Here is an 18,408-nt window from a genome sequence, read left to right on the forward strand (position 1 = left end):
ACAGAGTCGCTGTCGTACGACGAGGGAGCTGTCGTTCGTCGCGGACGCAACGGACGTGCCCTGGACGCGGCCAGCGCCGGACGGGAGGCGCGGTGCGGCGCCGCACCGGGCCTCCCGTCCGTCGCCGGGCGCGACCACGGCCCGTGGTGAGCCCGCAGGTCGTGTCGCCATCGCGGACGGCACCCGCCGTCGTGTAGGCATGCACGGTGACGACGATCGGACTCCGCCGCATGCGGCCGCGCGACCCCGCAGAGGGACACCGCGCCGCCAGCCCGCTCGAGCTGCTCTTCGACCTGGTCTTCGTCGTGGCCGTCGGGTTCGCCGCGACGAACCTCCACGAGATCGAGGCCGAGGGGCGCATCTCCTCCGCGATCGTGTCGTTCGCGTTCGTGTTCTTCTCGATCTGGTGGGCGTGGCTGAACTTCACGTGGTTCGCGACGTCGTTCGACACCGACGACTGGCTGTACCGCGTGATGACGTTCGTGCAGATGGCCGGTGTCCTCGTGCTCGCCGCCGGTGTCGGCCCGGCGATGCAGGACGGGTCGTTCACGATCGTCGTCATCGGGTACGTCGTGATGCGGCTCGCACTCGTCGGGCAGTGGATCCGTGTCGCGGCATCGACGTCCGAGTACCGGTCGACCGCACTGCACTACGCCGTCGGCATCACCGTCGTGCAGGTCCTCTGGGTCGTGATGCTGTTCCTGCCCCGTGGATCGTCGGGGTTCGTCATACCGCTGTTCGTCCTGCTCGAGCTCCTCGTGCCGATCTGGTCCGAGTCCCGGGCGCAGACCACCCCGTGGCACACGCACCACATCGCGGAGCGGTACTCGCTGTTCACGCTGATCGTCCTCGGTGAAGGGCTCGTCGCGTCCGCGAGCGCCGTGATCGACGGACTCCGGCACGCTGAGCACCTCGGGCCGTTGCTCGTCCTGGCCGCCGGCGGACTGGTCATCGTCGCGGGCCTCTGGTGGATCTACTTCTCGCACGAGCAGCATGACCACATCCGCGGCCTGCCGAGCGCGCTGGTGTTCGGCTACGGGCACTACTTCGTGTTCGCCGCCGCTGCCGCGCTGCCCGCCGGGATCGAGGTGGCGGTCAGCGCCGACGCGGGTGAGGCCGACCTGTCCCACGCGTCCGTCGCCGCCACGATCGCGGTCCCCGTCGCGCTGTTCGTCCTCGCGATCTGGGCGCTGGCCCTGCGGCCGTCGCTGTCCGTCGGGTGGAACACCGTGGTCGTCGTGCTGACGCTGGCCGTCCTCGCGACCATCGCGGTGCCGGAGGTGTCGCTCGTCGCGACCGCGCTGCTCGTCGCCGCGATCGTCGTGGTGCTGGAGGTCGCGGACGCGAGGGCGCGTGGGTGAGGGGTGGCGGGGGTGGCGGGTGGCGCGTCGGTGCCGACTCGGAACGACACGATCGCTGTCGTACGACAACGACGGTGTCGCTCCCGCGCGCGTGCAAGGACCCGCCTGTCAGCCGACTCGCGCGACTCGGACGTCGATCCGAGCCAGCACGAGACCGTTGCGCGCCGCCTCGGCGAGGGCCGCGTCGTGCACCGCTCGTGCGACCTGCGGCGCGGGGACGACACCGTCGGTCCCGATGACGACGCGGAGCACGTCACCGTCGACGACGATCCGTGGCGCCGATGCCGGCGTCGTCAGGTGCCGCACGGCCCTCGCGGTGCTGCCGAGTGTCGGCTTCGCGTGGAACAGGTCGGCGACACCGGCCACCCCCAGCACGGCCGTCTCGATCGAGGCCACGGCGGACCCCGTGTCCGTCGTGTCGGACTGCACGTCCTCGTCCCGCGTCTCGCTCATCGTTCCTCCTCCGACGTCGTCTGGATCAGGTCACGGACGACCACGTCGATCGCCTCGACCACCAGGTCCGTCTGCTCGGCGAGCGCCGAGGCCACCGCGGCGCGGACCAGATCGGCGGTCGTCGGGATGGACGGGCCGGCGACGATCGCGACCTCGACGGTCACCCGCACCGGGGCCGCGAGCACGGTGACGTCGCCGTCGATCGAACAGCGTGCGACGACGATGCCCGGGACGGCGTCACCTGCTCGACGGACCAGTGAGCGGATCGCTCCCTCGGTCATGACCGGGTGTTCCGTCGCTGCCTCGGCGCGGAGCGGGACGTCGCGGCCGGATCGGGCCTCGAGTGAGATGTTCGCGAGGACACCACCGATCCACGACTCGTCGGCGGGGGCTTCTGCCAGGGCCGCCGCCTCGAGCGAACCGAATGACACCTGCCGCAGCCGGATGATCGCTGCGAGCGCGTTCTGGCAGGCCGGTGAGTCGTCGATGTCCGGGTCCGCCGGCTGCATGCCGGCGTCGAGGTAGTCGGCGAGCTCGTCGATCGTGTGTCCGTCGAGGTCCTCCGGCTCGAGGGCGGCGAGCACCACGCGGTCGGGCTCGAGCGGTTCGGGTGCGGCGGTCATCGCCATCCCTCCATCAGACGGATCATGTTCTTCCTGGCACGGGACAACAGCCCGCGGACGGTCGAGAGCGGCACGTCGAGTTCCTCGGCGATCTCCTCGTAGCGGTACCCGAGCACTTCCTTCATCAGCCAGCACCGCCGCTGCGCGTCCGGGAGCTCGGCGAGCGCGATCTCGACGGCGTGCTCGCGGTCGCGCGCCTCGGCAACGCGTTCCGGGGCATCGTCGGACGGAGCGGCGACCTCGAGCTCGGTGACGTCGTCGTGGTCCCGGCGCGCTCGGATGCGGTCGATGCACTTCCGGCTGAGGATCCGCATCAGCCACGCCTTCACGTGCGCGTTGTCCTGGAGGGCGTCGAGGCGGTTCCAGGCGGTGATGAAGGTCTCCTGCACGACGTCGTCCAGCTCGTCCGTCGAACCGAGGGTCCGGCGTGCGTACGCGCGGAGCAGTGGTGTGTGTCGGCGGATGAGGACCTCGAAGGCACGGACGTCGCCGTCGGCCGACCGTCCGGCGAGGACACCGTCGTCGAGGTCGACGAGAGCCGTCCTGGGTGGTGGGTGGTGCACGGTTTCCTTCTACTGGTCGGAGTTGCGAGCATGCTGCGCTCACGGATGTGACGCGTCCAGACTGCACTTCGTCACACATCTCGGGCATCCTGTTCCCATGTCGCTCGTCACCGCCGTCTGCCGCGTCGACCGCCTGCTGCCCGATTCCGGCACGATCGGGATCACCGCGATCGACAAGCGTCCGGTCGACGGACCGGTCCGCGTCCGACCCCTCGGCCTCTACGCTGACGTGCAGGCGGACCGGAAGCACCACGGCGGGGAGGACCAGGCCGTCTACGCGTACGCCGACGAGGACGCCGCCCACTTCGCCGACCTGCTCGACCGTCCGATCCCCGCCGGGCTGTTCGGCGAGAACCTCCGGACGTCGGGGATCGACGTCACCGGGGCCGTGACCGGCGAACGCTGGCTCGTCGGCGACACCCTGCTGCTCGAGGTCACGATCCCGCGGATCCCCTGCGGCACCTTCGCCCGCCGGCTCCGCGTGGACAAGTGGGTGAAGCGGTTCACCGAGGAGGGCCGACCCGGCGCCTACTTCCGGGTGGTCAAGTCCGGACCGGTCGCGGCGGGCGACCCGATCACGGTGCTCGAGCGCCCCGACCACGGCGTCACGATCGGCGACATGTTCGCGGGGATGACCCCGGACCAGGCACGGGCCGTCCTGTCGAGCGAACGGCCGCTCGCGCCGAAGGTGCAACGCGACGTGACGAAGGTCCTCGCCAGGGCCGCTGTCTAGACCACCCGGAAGCGGACGACCTCGACCAGGTCGTCGTCACGCAGCTGTGGGTAGTGCCCGGTGAGCCCGTCGCGCAGCGCCGCCACGTCGCCGACTCCTTCGTCCCGGGCATCGGCGTCGTCGATCTCGCGGACGCGCTTCACCGTCACGGAGTCGACCACGGCGTCGGCCGTCACGAACCCGTCGGCGTGCTCGTCCTCGAACACGAACGTCGTCGGGCCGATGCCCTGCGGATCGCGGAACCGGATCGTCGCGGTCTTCCGTCCAGTCAGCACGTCGTCGTGGTACCGCCCGGCGAACCGCACGACCCGCTGAGCACGGGCGTCCGGCCAGTCGTAGGCGCCGGGGAGCAGATCGCGCACCGGGGTCCCCACCGGGTCGTCGTCACCGTCCCCCGGCATCAGCACCATCGCCTGGGACTGCAGGTCGAGCAGCACCTGGCGGCACCGACCGCACGGCGGGATGACCCCGCGTCCGGCATCGGCGACCGCGACGATCGTCATGATCGGGTCGTCGGACACCGCTGCCGCGGCACCGAGGACGGCGAGTTCCGCGCACGGGCCTCCGGTGAAGTGCGAGACGTTCACGGCCGTGTGCACGCGGCCGGACAGGTCCATCGCAGCCGACGCCACGGTGTGGGTGACGTCACCGCCGAGTCGTTCGGCCACCGCCGTCGCGGCTTCGAGCACGGTCCGGTCGTTGCGCCACTGCATGACCACAGCCTGCCAGATGCCCCGGCGCCGTCAGTCCGACCCGCGTCGGCGTGCCGGATCGATGGGCCGCTTCACCACGGGCAACCCCGCGACCACGAGCTCGTAGGCGTTCGCCACGAGGTCCTCGACGACGGTCTCGTCGATGCCGTCCCCTGGTGCGAGCGTGATCCAGTGCCGCTTGTTCATGTGCCACCCCGGCGTGATCTCCTCGTGGTCACGGACCAGTGCGGCGCCGTGCGGCGGCGCGCACTTGAGGTTCACGATCGGCACCCCGCGGAGCTCGGACGTCATCACGAACATCTTGCCGACGACCTTGTAGACGAACGCGCCTTCGCCGAAGGGCTGGGTCTCCTCGGTTGCCGGGAGCGCCAGCGCGGTGCGGGCAGCGACCTCGTGCAGCTCCGTGCCGTCCATTCCCCCAGCATGCCCCACACCGCCGACAGCACCCCGTTCTGGGGTGCGACGTCGCGGCACGACGCTTCCTACGATCGCCCCTGCCGCATGCCCGATGCGGCGATCTCGATCCAGGGGGAACCATGCGCGTCATCCGTACCATCGCCGTCGCTGCGGCAACCACCGTCCTCGCCGGGACGGTCGCGCTCGGCGGCGCGACCTCGGCGCAGGCGGCCACCACGACGTACAAGAACTGCGACGCCGTCCACAAGGCCTACTCCGGTGGCATCGCGTTGAAGGCCACGAAGGACAACACCGTGCGGTCGGGCGGCAAGGTCACCCACCGTGCGTTCAAGGGCACGGTGAAGAAGGACGACGCGCTCTACAACGCCAACAAGAAGCTCGACGCTGACGCCGACGGCATCGCGTGCGAGCTGAGCTGACCCGAGCGCCTACAGCGTCGGGACGCCCTCGCCACCGGACCGCGGACGGGCGGTGCCGGCGACCCCGGTGACGACCGAGTGCGGCGGGACGTCCTTCGTCACGACGGTGTTCGCGCCCACGACGGAGTCGTGCGCCACCGTGATGTCCCCGATCAGCGACGACCCTGCGCCGAGCACGACACGGTCGCCGACGGTCGGGTGCCGTTTCGCGCCGGGGCCGTGCGCTCCCCCACGACCGCCGAGCGTCACGCCGTGGAACACCAGGACGTCGTCGCCGACGACCGCGGTCTCCCCGATGACGACCCCCATGCCGTGGTCGATGAAGAACCGTCGCCCGATGCGTGCCCCCGGGTGGATCTCGATGCCGGTGAGGGCGCGGGCGGTCTGCGCGACGACCCGCGCCGCGAATCGGGAGCCGGGCAGCCCCTCCGCGATCCACAGTTTGTGGGCGAGCCGGTAGGCCCAGATCGCGTGCAGCCCCGAGTAGACGACGGCGTTCTCGAGGTCCCCGCGAGCAGCGGGATCACCTCGGCGTGCTGCGGCGAGGTCCTCCCGGACGGTCCGCAGCACGCCACGTCGGCGATGCGTCACGCAGTGAGCCCTTCGAACAGCACGGTCGACAGGTAGCGCTCGCCGGTGTCGCACACGATGGCGACGATGCGCTTGCCCGCGTTCTCCGGGCGCGCTGCGATCACGAGCGCGGCGTGGATGATCGCACCGGACGAGATGCCGGCGAGGATGCCCTCCTGCGTCCCGAGGTCACGGGCGACCCGCAACGCGTCGTCGAGCTCGACGTCGAACACCTCGTCGATGACGGACTGGTCGAGCACCTCGGGGATGAAGTTGGCACCGATGCCCTGGATCTTGTGCGGGCCGGCCTTGCCCTCCGTCAGCAGCGGGGAGTCCTTCGGCTCGACGGCGACGATCTGCACGCCGGGCACACGCTCCTTGAGGACCTGCCCGACACCGGTGATCGTGCCACCGGTGCCGACGCCCGCGACGAACACGTCGACATGTCCCTCGGTGTCGCGGAGGATCTCCTCGGCGGTGGTCTTCCGGTGGATCGCGGCGTTCGCGGCGGTCTCGAACTGGTGCGCCAGGATCGCGCCGGGCGTCTCCTCGACGATCGACGCGGCCTTGGAGACCGCACCCTTCATGCCCTCCGGACCCGGGGTCAGCACGATCTCGGCACCGTACGCGCGGATCAGGGCACGACGTTCGACGCTCATCGTCTCCGGCATCGTGATGACGACCCGGTACCCACGAGCGGCCCCGACGAGCGCGAGCGCGATGCCGGTGTTGCCGGACGACCCCTCGACGATCGTGCCGCCCGGCTTCAGGTCCCCGGATTCCTCTGCCGCGTCGATGATCGCGACGCCGAGGCGGTCCTTGACGCTGGCGCCGGGGTTGTAGAACTCGAGCTTCGCGAGGACCTCTGCCCCGCCTTCCGCCGGGAGCCGGTTCAGCTTCACCAGCGGGGTGTTGCCGAAGGCCTGGGAGATGTTGTCGTAGATGGTGCCGCTCATCCGGTCCGTCCTCACTCGGGTCGAGTCCGCGACCCTTCCTGGAGGCGCGGTGTGCGCCCGATCCTAGCCATCGGACCCGATCCGGCCCTGTCCATGACGCGCCCCACCCACCCAGGTCGGCTCGCGCCTCCGGTCCGCTGCCCACCGAGTCGCACGCTGAGCGACACCATTCCTCCGCTGATGCCCGTGATCGGTCGCCCACCGCGGAACTCGGGCGCGCACGCGGCGAGCCGAGTACATTCCGCGGCAACGACGAGGAGGTCGGCATGTTCCAGCAGTCTCAACCCGAGGCCGCGCCACCGGTGGTGGACCGTGCCACGTTCGACGCGGCACTCGACGCGCAGGTGCAGGACGAGAAGGAACTCACCCGGCACGGCGACCGGGTCGCAGCCGCACGACGGCGGCTCCCGATGGTGCAGGTCGACGACTACGCGTTCACCGGTCCGGACGGCCCCGTCCGACTCACCGAGCTCTTCGGCGACAAGTACCTGCTGCTCGTGCAGAACGTCATGTACGCCCCGGAGTGGGACGAGGCCTGCCCGGCGTGCACGTGGGGCGCCGACAACCTGCCCGCTGACATGGGTCGGCTGGCGGACGAGGGCATCGCGTTCGCGATGATCGCGCAGGCCCCGATCGAGAAGCTCGAGGCGTGGAAGGCGGCGCGGGGCTGGCCGCACACGTGGGTGTCGTCCGGCGCGACGAGCTACCACGACGACTGGGGCTGGACGCAGCCGGAGGGGCCGGTCCCCGGTTACTCGTACTACCTGCTCCGGGACGGCGTGCCCTACCTGACGTACTCGACGACGGCGCGCGGCACGGAGGCGATCATGCCGGTCGCGCACGTCATGGACCGCACGGTGTACGGACGGCAGCAGGACTGGGAGGACAGCCCCGACGGCTGGCCGCAGTTCCCGACGTACGGCTGACGCGCTAGACGTTCAGCGCGAAACGGTCATCGGTGGCCTCGAGCACGCGGAGCACGTTGCCGCCGGCCAACGCCTCGAGGTCGGACGCACCCCATCCGCGGCGCGACAGCTCCTCGGCGAGCACCGGGTAGCGGGAGACGTCCCGGACGTCCGGCGGCAGCACGGGGGTGCCGTCGTAGTCGCCACCGATGCCGATGTGCGCGGCCCCTGCGACGTCCCGGGCGTGCTCGACGTGGTCGGCGATGTCGGACACCGTGACGAGGGGCCCCTCGCCGACGGAGCCCGCCTCTTCCCAGTCCGCCCATGCCCGCGACACGAACTTCGGCACGAACGTGACCATCACGACGCCGCCGTTGTCGGACAACCGCGCGAGGACGTCGTCCGGGACGTTCCGCGGGTGGTCGTTCACGGCGATCGTCGAGGAGTGGCTGAAGACGACGGGCCGGGTGGCCACGTCGAGGGTGTCCCGCATCGTGGACGGTGCCGTGTGGGAGAGGTCGACGAGCATGCCGATCCGCTCCATCTCCGCCACCACCTGTCGGCCGCGGTCGGTCAGTCCGCCGTGGGCGCGGGCACCCGTCGCCGAGTCGGCCCACGGGGTGTCGTCGTTGTGCGTCAGGGTCATGTAGCGCACGCCGAGCCGGGCGAAGTCGCGGAGCACGGCGAGGTCGTCCCCGATGGAGTGCCCGCCCTCGGCGCCGAGCAACGACGCGATCCGTCCCGACGCGACGGCGGCCCGGACCTCGGCGGCGGTGCGGGCGAGCGCGAGGTCGTCCGGGTACCGCGCGATGATCCGGTGCGCCAGGTCGATCTGCTGCAGGGTCGTGCGAACCGGGTCGGGTTCGTCGGCGGGGACGAAGACGGACCAGAACTGCCCGACGACACCGCCGGCGCGGAGCTTCGGGATGTCGGTGTGGAGCGACGACTCCTCGGTGTCGATGCCCTCGACACCGGAGTCGTGGGACTCGCGCCGCTCCCACGGCAGGTCGTTGTGGCCGTCGATCACCGGGAACGTCACGCTCATGCGGACGACGGTACCGCGGCTTACAGTGCCCCGGTCAACGCCATCAGCCCGAGACTCGATCCGGTGACGACGACCCAGAGCACCAGCCCGAGCACGAGCGGCCGGAACCCGGCGCGGCGGAACCCGGCCACGTCGGTGGACAGACCGATCGCGCTCAGTGCGACGGTGATCAGGAACGCTGCGATCGCCGAGATGGCGGGGTGCACTGGCCCGGGCAGGACGCCGGTGGAGTTCACGGCGGCAGCGATGACGAAGCCGATGAGGAACCAGGGCACGAGCTTCACGATCCGGCGGAGGGTCCACGGGGGCCGATCGGCCGCCGGCACGCCGTCGTCCGCAGCCGCGAGTCGCGCTGCCGCCTGCTCACGCCGCCCGACCAACCACGCCAACCCGAGCACGATCGGGATGATCATCAGCGTCCGGACGAGCTTCACGACGACCGCGAAGTTCGCCGCCTGGGTGCCGTAGGTGCTCGCGGCCGCCACGACCGACGATGTGTCGTTCACGGCCGTGCCGGCGAAGAGCCCGAACGCGTGCTGGCTCATGCCGAGGGCGTGCCCGACGATCGGGAAGATGATCACGGCGGCGACGTTGAACAGGAAGATCGTGGAGACGGCGTACGCGACCTCGACCGACACCGCACCGATCACGGGCGTCACGGCGGCGATCGCCGAGGCGCCGCAGATGCCCGTCCCGACGCCGATCAGCGTCCGCAGGTTGCCGACGACGCCGAGCAGCCGCCCGACACCCCACGCCGCGAGCAGGCAGACGACGAGCGTGCCGAGCATCACCGGCAGCGACTCCACCCCCACGCGGGCGACCTCGGCGAGCGACAGCTGCGCACCGAGGAGCACCACCGCCAGCTGCAGCACGAACTTCGACGCCGTCGTGATCCCGGGCTTCAGCGAGTCGGCCGGACGACGCACCATGCCGATGACTGCACCGAGCACCACGCCGCTGACCGGCGCCCCGACGACGGGCAGGAACCGGCCGATGACCGTGGCGACCACGGCGATGCCGGTGGCGAGCGCGAGACCGGGGGCGAGCCTCCTGGCGGTTTCCATCGTCGATGCCACGTGACCATCCTGCACTGCGGGAGGATCGGGGCATGACCGTGTCGTTCCGCATCGTGACCGAGCTCGACGCGCCACCCGCTCGAGCGTTCGCGCTGTCGCTCGACATCGGGGCACACGAGCGGTCCCTGGCCGGCACCGGGGAGCGTGCCGTGGCCGGCACGACGAGCGGCCGGATCGCGCTGGGCGAGACCGTCACGTTCCGTGCGTGGCACTTCGGCATCGTCTGGCGGCTCACCAGCCGGATCACCGCACTGGAGGCACCGCACCGGTTCGTCGACGAACAGGTCCGCGGTCCGTTCGCCCGGTTCCGGCACGAGCACCGGTTCGAGCCGTCGGGTCACGGCACGCGGATGGTCGACGAGATCGAGTTCCGGGCACCGCTCGGCCCGCTGGGCCTCCTCGCCGAGCGCGTCGCCCTCGCGCGGTACCTGCCCGCCCTGATCCGCGCCCGCAACGCGTCGCTCGCCGCCGAGCTCCGCGGGCCTGCGGGGTCGAATCGCACGTAGAAGGTCGAATGCGCGGAGGAGGTCGAATCGCGCGGAGGAGGTCGAACGTTCCGGCCCCCTCCGCGCGGTTCGGCTTCCCATTGCGGACGTGATGGGTCGTTTCGGCCCCTGGGCCCGAGCGCCCGTGTCAGGAGCCGGCGAGCTCCCCGAGCGTGTCGTACGCCGCTGCGACGGCATCGACGTGTGCACGGCCGGCGGGACCGGAGGCCTCGTAGACGTCGTTCGCGATCGCGGCGACCACGGCGAACAGCGCCGCGAGCGAGTCGAACGCGGACGGCGAGTCCACCGGGCAGAGGATCGTCGTCGCAGCGGGGGCGGCGATGACGGCGGCCGTCGGGTCCCCGATCACGACGACGTCGGCGCCCGATGCCACGCAGTGCCGCACGAGTCGGTCGATGCCCGCCGCGTGCCGCCGGACGGTGACCACGATGACGAGGTCCCGGCGATCGAGGTCGGCCACCTCTTCCCCGAGGCGCTGCCCTGGTGCCGGACCGACCCGGACGTCCGGACGGACCTGTGCGAGCTGCGCACGGAGCTGCAGCGCGATCGGGTGCGCGCCGCGCTCCCCGAACACGAGGACCCGGCGCGCCCGCATGATGCGCCGAGCGAGACGGGGGCGTTCGGCGCGGGCGAGCGAGGCGAACGCGGCGTCGAGGTTCCGGGACTCGACGGCACGCTGGTCCACGTGCGCGGCGTCCTCCGCGGCCCAGGGCAACCCGCTGCCCCGTGCCGACATGAGTTCCTGCCGGACCTCGGCGGCGTCCTGGAACCCGAGGGACCGGACGAGCCGCGAGACCGTCGCCTTCGAGGTGCCGGACTCGGCGGCGAGCTGCGCCGAGGTCCCGACGAGCAGGAGCTCCGGGTCGTGGCGGACCATCGCGGCGACACGGCGCTCGGCGGGTGAGAGCTGCTCCCACACGGCGTCGATGCGCCCGCGGACGTCGGGCTGGGCGGCGGTCACGAGGGCTCCGCTGCGAGGGTCGTGATCGCGGTGACGAGGGCGTCGAGCCCGAGGGCGATGTCGGCCTCGGAGACGAACTCGTCCGGGTGGTGGCTGATGCCGTCGGGGTTCCGGAGGAACAGCATCGCGACGTCGGTGACGAGCCCGAGTGACATGGCGTCGTGCCCCGCGCGGGAGAACAGCTCCATCGGCGCGGGCGAACCCGTGGCGACGATCCCGGCCCGGACGGCGTCCATCAGGCGCGGCGCGCAGAACACGGCAGGGGCCCTGTGCACCTCGGTCGGCTCGACGCTGACACCGCGCCGCTCACCGATCAGCGCGAACGCCTTCGTGATCTCGTCCCACACCCGGTCGCGTCCCTCGTCGAACTCGCCCCGCAGGTCCACCGAGAAGTGTGCGAGGCCGGGGACGACGTTCACGGCACCCGGTTCGACCGTCATCGTGCCGACCGTTCCGACGTGCTGCGACGCCCGGCAGATCCGCTCGACGGCGAGTGCGGCCTCGGCGGCGGCCAGGAGCGCGTCGTGTCGGCGCTCGTAGGGGGTGCCGCCTGCGTGCCGGGCCTCCCCGACGGCCTCGACCGTGAAGCGGCGGGCACTGGCGATGCTCGTGACGACCCCGAGTGCCTGGTCGGCCTGTTCGAGGTACGGCCCCTGCTCGATGTGCGCTTCGAGGTACCCGACGAGCCGCGACGGGTCCACCGCGGCGTCGCCGACGCGCGATGGGTCGAGCCCGAAGTCGGTGAACGCCTGCCGGAGGGAGACCCCCTCGGCGTCGGTCAGCTCCCACCAGGCGTCGTCCCAGACCCCGGCGACCGCAGAGGACCCGAGCAGCGCCTTGCCGAAGCGCGTTCCCTCTTCGTCGGAGAACGCGATCACCTGGATGCCGAACGGCAGCGCCCCGTGCTCGGTGCGGATGCGGGCGACGGCCGCGATGCCCATCAGCACCCCGACGATGCCGTCGTACCGGCCGGCGTCCACCACGGTGTCGAGGTGCGAGCCGACGAGCAGCACGGGGGCGTCGTCCGTGGCGCCGGGGACGCTGCCGTGCAGGTTGCCGGCGTCGTCCTGCCACGTGGTCATCCCGGCGTCCTGCATCCAGCGCGCGACGATCGTGTTCACCCTGGCGTGCTCCGGCGACAGGTAGACGCGGGTGATCTGGCCCGGCGTCGCGGTGACGGCGGCGAGTTCGTCGCACCACGCGACGATCGTCGCGGCGTCGACGGTCACGGTCGTGCTCCCGCGTAGGTGTCGAGGGCCGCGTCCACGCCGCCGCCCTGCGGTACGGAGAACCCGCCGCGACGGAGCGACTGCTCGAGTGCCGAGAGCGTCGTCACGACGGCGTCCTTGCGGGCGTTGTAGCCCATCGTCCCGATGCGCCAGACCTTGCCGTGCAGGGGCCCGAACGACGTGCCGATCTCGATGCCGTGGTCCTCGAGCAGCGACGCCCGCACGGCGTCGCCCTCGACCTCGGACGGGATCGAGACCGCGACGACGTTGTGCATCTTGTGCGCGACGTCGCCGAACACCTCGAGCCCGAGGGCTTCCACCCCGGCGAGCATCGCGCGTCCGGCCAGCTCGTGCCGCGCGACGACGGCGTCGCGTCCTTCTTCGAGCAGGATGCGCGCGCACTCGTTCGCGGCGTAGAGCATCGACGCGGCTTCGGTGTGGTGGTTCAGGCGCCGGGGGCCCCAGTAGTCGAGGATCATCGCGAGGTCGAGGTAGTTCGAACGGATCGGCTCGTCGGAGACCTCGTCGCCGGGTTCGCGGATGCCGGCTTCGACGCTGCGACGACCGTCGAGGACCGACACGGCGCGCGGCGACAGGGTGAGCGGTGCGCTGCCGGATGGCCCGCCGAGGCACTTCTGCAGCCCGGCGCTGACGGCGTCGATGCCCCACGCGTCGACCTCGAGCGGGTTGCCGCCGATGGTCGCGGTGGCGTCGGTGTAGAACAGCACGCCGTGCCGGTCGCAGATCGCCCCGAGCTCGTCGAGCGGCTGGTTCATCGTCGTCGAGGTGTCACCCTGCACGATCGCGAGGACCTTCGGCTTCGTGCGCACGATCGCGTCCTCGATCACCGAGGTCGGGAACACCTGGCCCCACTCGGTCTCGATCGTGTGGACGTCCGCCCCAGCGCGCCCGGCGATCTCCGCGAGCAGGTGTCCGAAGCGACCGAACACCGGCACGAGCACGCGGTCCCCCGGCGCGAGCAGGGACACGAGCGCGGCTTCGATGCCGGCGCGCGAGGTGCCGTCGACCAGCACGGTCGCGTCGTTGACGGTGCCGAACACCTGCCGGTACAGCGCCTGTGTGTCGTTCATCGCGGACGTCATCCACGGGTCGTACTGCCCGACGAGCGGGGTGGACAGGGCACGCAGCACCCGCGGGTCGGCGTTGATCGGCCCCGGCCCCATGAGGAGTCGAGCGGGCGGGTTCACTGGCAGCATCGGTACCTCCGTTCCGTTCACGAGCATATCGGAACGATCGTTACGGCAGTGTTTCAGGGCGGGGTCTCAGAGCAGGGTCTCGGCGAGTGCGACGATCGCCCGGCCGGACCCTGCTGGTCCGACGAGGCAGACGCCGACGGGTGCACCGTCGACGGTCAGGAACGGCGCGCTGACTGCGGGCAGGCCACCGATCCCGGCCACGGCGGTCATCCGCAGGGTCGCCACCCGGGTCCGCAGCACGGCGTCACCGGTCGCGGTCCGCAACGGGGCCGGTCCCGGGACGGTCGGGAGGCACAGCACGCCTCCGCCGATCACGTCACGGACGCAGGTGCGCAGCTCCTCGAGCCGCCCACGAGCGAGCGCTTCGGCCTCCGCCGTGATCGCCGCCGCAGCGGCGAACCGTGCCGCGACGTCCTCGCCGAGGGCGTCCGGGTGCGCCTCGATCCAGGGCCCGTCGTTCCGCCACGCCTCCGCCGCCTGGACCACGCGGAGGGTCTCGGCGAGGTCGTCGAGCGGTGGCAGCTCGATCCGGCGGACGGGACGGCCGGTCCGGTCGAGCCAGGCCGTGAACGCGGCGGCCGTCGCGGGCTCGGCGGCGCCCAGCAGTGCGTCGCTGACGAGGAGCTCGCCGTCGTCCACCCCGACGCAGGCACCCGGCACGGACACCCCGGCGGCGGCCGCCAGCACCGATGCCGAACGGGCGACCCACCCGACCGTGTCGAAGGACTCCGCGAGCGGCAGGAGACCGTCTCGCGGGACACGGTCGTGCGTCGTCCGGAGTCCCCAGAGCCCCTGGTACGACGACGGCACGCGGAGACTGCCCGCCGTGTCGGTGCCGAGCCCGAGGTCCGCGGTGCCGAGCGCGACGGCCGACGTGGAGCCCGACGTCGATCCGCCGCCGATCCGCGTCGGGTCTGCCCCGTTCGGCGGCGACCCGAAGTGCGGGTTGCGGCCGGCGAGGGCGTAGGCGAACTCGTCCGTCCTGGCGATCCCGGTGACGATCGCGCCGGCGTCGAGCAGCGTCTGCACCGCGGACGCGGACACGCCCTCCGACCGGGCCGAACGTTCCCACGTCGGGTTGCCGGCGCCGATGACGTGCCCCTGCACGGCGAAGAGGTCCTTCACGGCGACGCGCACCCCGACGAGCGGCCCGGCATCCGCACCGTGCACGAGCGGGTCGCCGACGACGCGCCAGACCGACCGGTCGAAGGCCTTCGGCCGACCGGTCACGTGCGCTGTCCGGATCCGCCAGGCACCGTCGGTGCGACACCACAGCTGGGTCTGCAGTCCGCGGCCACCACCGGCGAAGTGCGACTCCCCGACGACCAGGACGGTGTCAGGGGCGAGCCGCTGGACGTCCACGGCGGCGATCGTCCTGCGTGCCACACCGCCACGACCGGACCGGAAGGCGCTGATGGCGTCGTGTCCGCGCAGCAGTCCCGAGTCGTCCCCGCGGAGCGTCCCGTCGCCCGCTTCGAAGAGGTCGTCGAGCACGGCGGTGTCGTCCCGCATCAGTGCGTCCTCGTACGCGGTGAAGGCCCGCTCGAGGCCGTCGGGCCACGTGCCGTGCACGATCACGCGCCGACCTCCGCGAAGTCGGCCTTCCGGATGGTGGCGTGCGCACCGCACACCAGGTCCACGACCTGCGAGATCCGGAAGTCGGTCGCGGCACTGAGGTACGCGTACGCGATGTGCTCGTCGACGCCCCAGCGTGCCCGGAGCAGGGCGATCGCCGCGCGGACGCAGCGACGGACGGCCTCGTCGAGGTCCTCGTCCATGCCGGTCGGCACGAGGTACTCGGTCGTCTCGGCGATCGGGCCGACGAGTTCGCCGAACCGGTCGAGCGCCATCCTCCGCTGCACGAGATCGAGCCGGAGGACCAGCCGGAGCGACGCCTCCATCGCGGTGAGTGCGACCTCGCCGTCACCCTGTGCGAAGTGCGGGTCGCCGACGTACACGCCCGCTCCCGGCACGAACACCGGCAGGTGCAGCGTCGACCCGGCGGTGAGCAGCGCGATGTCGACGTTCCCGCCGTGCGGTCCCGGTGGCACCGAGTGTGCGCGCTCGTCCGAGTCCGGCGTGACCCCGACGATGCCCGGGAACGGGTGGAGCGGGAACGTGATGGTCCGGGGACCACCCTCGACGGCGGGCAACCGGCCGTGGTCGACGCCGTCGCGCCGGACGACGTCCGCGAACACGGACACGGACTCCTCCGCGCGGGGCAGCTCCCCCGGCAGGGCCCCTCGGCCGTGCCGGTTCGAGATGACCCCGTACGGCACCCGCGGCGTCGCCTCGAGGATCGTCACCGAGACGACGTCGCCCGGTTCCGCGCCGGCCACCGCGATCGGTCGGGAGACCACGTGCGGGCCGTCGGCGGGGTCGCGCGTCAGGGTCCTGGCGATGTCCACGGCGTCCGCGAGCACGTCACCGGCGTCCACCCCGTGCCGACCGAAGTACGCGAGCGGGTCCTGCCCCTGGTCGGGCAGGATGCCCTCGTGCGAGACGGTGTCGACCGTCACCACGGACCCGGGCGCGACGGTCAGCGCCGGCACGTCCGTGCGCGACGGCAGCCGCCCCCACAGGACGTCCTCCGGTGTCGACCCGAGTCGCGCCTCAGCCACGGGTCACCAGCTGCCCGGCCACGGACGTGGCGGTGACCCGCTGGCCGCGCAACCAGGTCTCGGTCACCCGGCCCCGAGCCTCCAGGCCGGCGAACGCGGAGACCGGGTTCCGGTGTGCCAGGCCGGCCACCTCGATCACCTCGGTGGCGGACGGGTCGAACACGGCGAGGTGGGCGAGCGCGCCCGGCGCGATGCGGCCGCGGTCGGCGAAGCCGGCGAGCGCAGCCGGCCCCGTCGTGAACCACGGCAGGATCGTCTCGAGCGACAGACCGCGGCGCAGTGCCTCGGTCCAGACGGCGCGGAACCCGACCTGCAGGCCGGCGATCCCGCCCCAGGCGAGGCCCCAGTCGTCGGTCTTGAGGTCGGCGGTGGACGGCGAGTGGTCGGACACCACCATGTCGATCGTGCCGTCGACGAGGCCCTGCCAGAGCGCGTCGCGGTTGGCGTCGTCGCGGATCGGCGGGCAGCACTTGAACTCGGTCGCGCCGTCGGGGATGGTCGACGCCTCGAAGGCCAGGTAGTGCGGGCAGGTCTCGACCGTGATCCGCACGCCGTCGTCCTTCGCGGCGCGGATCATCGGCAACGCGCCGGCGTCGGACAGGTGCAGGACGTGCACCCGCGCCCCGGTCGCCCGAGCGCCGTCGATCACCTGGGCGATCGCGGACTCCTCGGCGGCGGCCGGACGGGTCGCGAGGAAGTCCTCGTAGTGCCCGCCGAGCGCCTCGTGCGGGACGAGGTGTGCGGGGTCCTCGGCGTGCACGATGAGGAGCGCGTCGATGCCTGCGACCTCCTCGATCGCGGCACGGAGCAGTGCCGGTTCGAGGTGCGGGAACTCGTCGACGCCGGACGGCGCCGTGAAGCACTTGAACCCGAAGACGCCCTGCTGGTGCATCGCGTCGAGGCTCCCGAGACTGTCGGGCACGGCACCGCCCCAGAACCCGACGTCGACGGCGACCCGCCCCTCGGCGCTCGCACGCTTCGTGGCGAGTGCCTCGACCGTGGTCGTCGCGGGGATCGAGTTGAGCGGCATGTCGATGATCGTCGTCACCCCGCCGAGCGCTGCCGCACGGGTTGCGGACGCGAAGCCCTCCCACTCGGTGCGCCCCGGCTCGTTGACGTGCACGTGCGTGTCGACGAGCCCGGGGAGCAGCACGTGCCCGTCCGGGACGACCTGCACGTCCGCGTCGGCGGGTGTTGCGGCGTCACCGGGCAGGACGTCCGCGATCCGGCCGTCCTCGACGACGACCGTCGCGGTTCGGAACGCGCCGTCGATCCACGCGTGCTGCGCCCGGAACACGGTGCCGGTCACGCGACGGCTCCGAAGTCCTGCAGCAGGCCGGTGAAGGCCTTGCGGGGCGGCGACGCGTACTCGCCGTGCTTGCCCGTCGACAGGCCGAGCCGCACGAGCGACTCGGCGAGCACCGTCGCCGCGGTGACCCCGTCGACCACCGGGGCGCCGATCGCCCGCGAGACCTCGGAACAGAAGTCCGCCATCCCGGCACAGCCGAGCACGACCGCGTCGGCACCGCCGGCGATCACCGCCCGGCACTCCTCGACGACGAGCGCACGGGCACCGGACGCGGGGTCGTCGAGCTCGAGCACCGGGACCTCGCACGCACGGATCTCGGTGACGAGCGGGGCGAACCCGTAGCGGTCCGCCAGCTCGTGCGCCCGACCGACCGTCCGCCCGAGCGTCGTCACGACCCCGAACCGACGACCGAGCATCGCGGCGGCGTGGAAGCCGGCCTCGGCGATCCCGACCACCGGGCCCGTGGCGAGTTCCCGTGCCGCGTCGAGCCCCGGGTCACCGAAGCAGGCGACGACGTACGCGTCCACCCCGTCCGACTCCCCGATCGCGATCTGCTCGAGGAGGCCGGGGACCGCGAGCGCCTCCTCGTAGTGGCTCTCGATCGAGGCGGGCCCCATCGTCGGGTTCACCGCCTCGACGATGGTCCCGGGGCCCGCGACGGCCGACGCGGCAGCGCCGACCGTCCGGGTCATCGAGGTGGTGGTGTTCGGGTTGACGACGCGGATGCGCAT

General features: G+C 72.0%; 21 protein-coding genes. 5 read left to right on the top strand and 16 right to left on the bottom strand.

The window, feature by feature from the left end:
* Positions 1 to 206: 206 nt before the first annotated feature.
* Positions 207 to 1,361 carry a low temperature requirement protein A gene (locus tag AAEP80_RS16275; RefSeq protein WP_420365138.1) on the top strand — a complete coding sequence of 385 codons (1,155 nt, stop codon included), beginning with the start codon at positions 207 to 209 and terminating at the stop codon, positions 1,359 to 1,361.
* A 108-nt stretch (positions 1,362 to 1,469) separates the two neighbouring features.
* On the opposite strand, the gene AAEP80_RS16280 is transcribed toward AAEP80_RS16275, so the two are convergent.
* Genes AAEP80_RS16280 through AAEP80_RS16290 form a run of 3 tightly spaced genes read right to left on the bottom strand, consistent with a single transcriptional unit; the run spans position 1,470 to position 3,000 of the window.
* Entirely contained in the window at positions 1,470 to 1,814 is a 345-nt protein-coding gene (locus tag AAEP80_RS16280) for a hypothetical protein (protein ID WP_413601396.1), read from the bottom strand.
* Complete coding sequence (locus AAEP80_RS16285) at positions 1,811 to 2,437, bottom strand: hypothetical protein (RefSeq protein WP_413601395.1); 627 nt, start codon at positions 2,435 to 2,437, stop codon at positions 1,811 to 1,813. Before AAEP80_RS16285 ends, AAEP80_RS16280 begins: the two co-directional genes overlap by 4 nt.
* Positions 2,434 to 3,000 carry an RNA polymerase sigma factor gene (locus AAEP80_RS16290; RefSeq protein WP_413601394.1) on the bottom strand — a complete coding sequence of 189 codons (567 nt, stop codon included), beginning with the start codon at positions 2,998 to 3,000 and terminating at the stop codon, positions 2,434 to 2,436. Before AAEP80_RS16290 ends, AAEP80_RS16285 begins: the two co-directional genes overlap by 4 nt.
* 97 nt (positions 3,001 to 3,097) lie before the next feature.
* Between AAEP80_RS16290 and AAEP80_RS16295 the strand changes: the two genes are divergently transcribed.
* Positions 3,098 to 3,733 (top strand): MOSC domain-containing protein, encoded by a 636-nt coding sequence (locus tag AAEP80_RS16295; protein WP_413601393.1) that lies wholly within the window; start codon positions 3,098 to 3,100, stop codon positions 3,731 to 3,733.
* On the opposite strand, the gene AAEP80_RS16300 is transcribed toward AAEP80_RS16295, so the two are convergent.
* The gene (locus AAEP80_RS16300; RefSeq protein ID WP_420365139.1) at positions 3,730 to 4,446 is read right to left on the bottom strand and encodes an ASCH domain-containing protein; all 717 of its coding nucleotides are present in this window, start codon (positions 4,444 to 4,446) and stop codon (positions 3,730 to 3,732) included. The genes AAEP80_RS16295 and AAEP80_RS16300 overlap by 4 nt on opposite strands.
* 30 nt (positions 4,447 to 4,476) lie before the next feature.
* Positions 4,477 to 4,860 carry an MmcQ/YjbR family DNA-binding protein gene (locus AAEP80_RS16305; RefSeq protein ID WP_413601391.1) on the bottom strand — a complete coding sequence of 128 codons (384 nt, stop codon included), beginning with the start codon at positions 4,858 to 4,860 and terminating at the stop codon, positions 4,477 to 4,479.
* A 122-nt stretch (positions 4,861 to 4,982) separates the two neighbouring features.
* On the opposite strand from AAEP80_RS16305, the gene AAEP80_RS16310 reads away from it, so the two are divergent.
* Complete coding sequence (locus AAEP80_RS16310) at positions 4,983 to 5,282, top strand: excalibur calcium-binding domain-containing protein (protein WP_281265247.1); 300 nt, start codon at positions 4,983 to 4,985, stop codon at positions 5,280 to 5,282.
* 9 nt (positions 5,283 to 5,291) lie between these two features.
* Here AAEP80_RS16310 and epsC read toward each other — a convergent pair whose 3' ends face one another.
* Complete coding sequence (epsC, locus tag AAEP80_RS16315; protein ID WP_281265248.1) at positions 5,292 to 5,873, bottom strand: serine O-acetyltransferase EpsC; 582 nt, start codon at positions 5,871 to 5,873, stop codon at positions 5,292 to 5,294.
* On the bottom strand, positions 5,870 to 6,808 hold the full coding sequence (gene cysK, locus AAEP80_RS16320; protein WP_281265249.1) for a cysteine synthase A: 939 nt from the start codon (positions 6,806 to 6,808) through the stop codon (positions 5,870 to 5,872). Before cysK ends, epsC begins: the two co-directional genes overlap by 4 nt.
* Before the next feature lie 266 nt (positions 6,809 to 7,074).
* On the opposite strand from cysK, the gene AAEP80_RS16325 reads away from it, so the two are divergent.
* Positions 7,075 to 7,734 carry a DUF899 family protein gene (locus tag AAEP80_RS16325; RefSeq protein ID WP_420365140.1) on the top strand — a complete coding sequence of 220 codons (660 nt, stop codon included), beginning with the start codon at positions 7,075 to 7,077 and terminating at the stop codon, positions 7,732 to 7,734.
* Positions 7,735 to 7,738: 4 nt separating this feature from the next.
* Here the strand turns inward: AAEP80_RS16325 and AAEP80_RS16330 are convergent, their stop codons facing one another.
* Together AAEP80_RS16330 and AAEP80_RS16335 are read right to left on the bottom strand one after the other, a co-directional pair.
* On the bottom strand, positions 7,739 to 8,758 hold the full coding sequence (locus AAEP80_RS16330; protein ID WP_420365141.1) for a dipeptidase: 1,020 nt from the start codon (positions 8,756 to 8,758) through the stop codon (positions 7,739 to 7,741).
* A 20-nt stretch (positions 8,759 to 8,778) separates the two neighbouring features.
* A complete protein-coding gene (locus AAEP80_RS16335) occupies positions 8,779 to 9,834 on the bottom strand; it encodes a YeiH family protein (RefSeq protein ID WP_420365142.1) in 1,056 nt (351 codons plus the stop codon).
* 32 nt (positions 9,835 to 9,866) lie between these two features.
* Here AAEP80_RS16335 and AAEP80_RS16340 point away from each other — a divergent pair, with 32 nt between their 5' ends.
* Positions 9,867 to 10,340: an SRPBCC family protein gene (locus tag AAEP80_RS16340; protein WP_420365143.1), complete on the top strand. Its 474-nt coding sequence runs from the start codon at positions 9,867 to 9,869 to the stop codon at positions 10,338 to 10,340.
* A gap of 127 nt (positions 10,341 to 10,467) precedes the next feature.
* On the opposite strand, the gene AAEP80_RS16345 is transcribed toward AAEP80_RS16340, so the two are convergent.
* The 7 genes from AAEP80_RS16345 to AAEP80_RS16375 all read right to left on the bottom strand — a co-directional run bounded on the left by AAEP80_RS16345 (position 10,468) and on the right by AAEP80_RS16375 (position 18,408).
* Complete coding sequence (locus AAEP80_RS16345; protein ID WP_281265255.1) at positions 10,468 to 11,301, bottom strand: MurR/RpiR family transcriptional regulator; 834 nt, start codon at positions 11,299 to 11,301, stop codon at positions 10,468 to 10,470.
* Positions 11,298 to 12,530: an allantoate amidohydrolase gene (locus AAEP80_RS16350; protein WP_420365144.1), complete on the bottom strand. Its 1,233-nt coding sequence runs from the start codon at positions 12,528 to 12,530 to the stop codon at positions 11,298 to 11,300. The genes AAEP80_RS16345 and AAEP80_RS16350 overlap by 4 nt, the downstream gene beginning before the upstream one ends.
* Entirely contained in the window at positions 12,527 to 13,747 is a 1,221-nt protein-coding gene (locus AAEP80_RS16355) for a pyridoxal-phosphate-dependent aminotransferase family protein (protein ID WP_281265257.1), read from the bottom strand. The genes AAEP80_RS16350 and AAEP80_RS16355 overlap by 4 nt, the downstream gene beginning before the upstream one ends.
* 66 nt (positions 13,748 to 13,813) lie before the next feature.
* Complete coding sequence (locus tag AAEP80_RS16360; RefSeq protein WP_420365145.1) at positions 13,814 to 15,325, bottom strand: AtzH-like domain-containing protein; 1,512 nt, start codon at positions 15,323 to 15,325, stop codon at positions 13,814 to 13,816.
* Positions 15,322 to 16,368, bottom strand: a complete 1,047-nt coding sequence (locus AAEP80_RS16365; RefSeq protein ID WP_420365146.1) for an acetamidase/formamidase family protein — start codon at positions 16,366 to 16,368, stop codon at positions 15,322 to 15,324. Before AAEP80_RS16365 ends, AAEP80_RS16360 begins: the two co-directional genes overlap by 4 nt.
* A complete protein-coding gene (allB, locus tag AAEP80_RS16370) occupies positions 16,361 to 17,677 on the bottom strand; it encodes an allantoinase AllB (protein WP_420365147.1) in 1,317 nt (438 codons plus the stop codon). Before allB ends, AAEP80_RS16365 begins: the two co-directional genes overlap by 8 nt.
* The gene (locus AAEP80_RS16375; protein ID WP_420365148.1) at positions 17,674 to 18,408 is read right to left on the bottom strand and encodes an aspartate/glutamate racemase family protein; all 735 of its coding nucleotides are present in this window, start codon (positions 18,406 to 18,408) and stop codon (positions 17,674 to 17,676) included. Before AAEP80_RS16375 ends, allB begins: the two co-directional genes overlap by 4 nt.

The organism is Curtobacterium sp. L3-7, assembly GCF_048756585.1.
Classification (GTDB): domain Bacteria; phylum Actinomycetota; class Actinomycetes; order Actinomycetales; family Microbacteriaceae; genus Curtobacterium.